The organism is Candidatus Methylobacter oryzae (assembly GCF_003994235.2).
Taxonomy (GTDB): Bacteria; Pseudomonadota; Gammaproteobacteria; order Methylococcales; family Methylomonadaceae; genus Methylobacter_A; species Methylobacter_A oryzae.
This window is the reverse complement of sequence record NZ_RYFG02000015.1, coordinates 1-426: the sequence shown is the minus strand read 5'-3', so window position 1 is coordinate 426 and position 426 is coordinate 1. Positions and strand designations below refer to the sequence as shown.

General features: G+C 54.7%; 1 protein-coding gene. It reads left to right on the top strand.

The window, feature by feature from the left end; all coding sequences use genetic code 11:
* Positions 1-426: EAL domain-containing protein (locus EKO24_RS03095; RefSeq protein ID WP_143733158.1), on the top strand; the 426-nt coding region annotated here is incomplete at both ends.

Below are 426 nucleotides of genomic sequence, written 5' to 3'. Positions count from 1 at the left end.
TTGGCGAATGGGTGCTGCGGGAAACCTGCCGCCAAGGCCGGCAGTGGTTGGATGACGGTTTGCCGCCGATAACGTTGGCCGTCAATGTTTCCTCCCATCAGTTCCGCCGTAGCGACATTTGCCGGCTGGTTGCGACTGTGCTGGATGAGACCGGTTTTCCGGCCAAACAACTGGAACTGGAAATCACCGAGACCGGACTGATGGCGAACCAGGAGAACGCGGCTGCCATTCTCAATACGCTTCGAGCTCAGGGCGTCCGCCTGGCTATCGACGATTTCGGCACCGGTTATTCATCCTTGGCTTACCTGAAACACTTTCCGCTGGATGTATTGAAAATCGATAAAAGCTTTATCGACGATATTCCCCATATGCAGGACGATATGGAAATCGCCGCCACCATTGTCGCGATGGGCCATATTTTGGGCT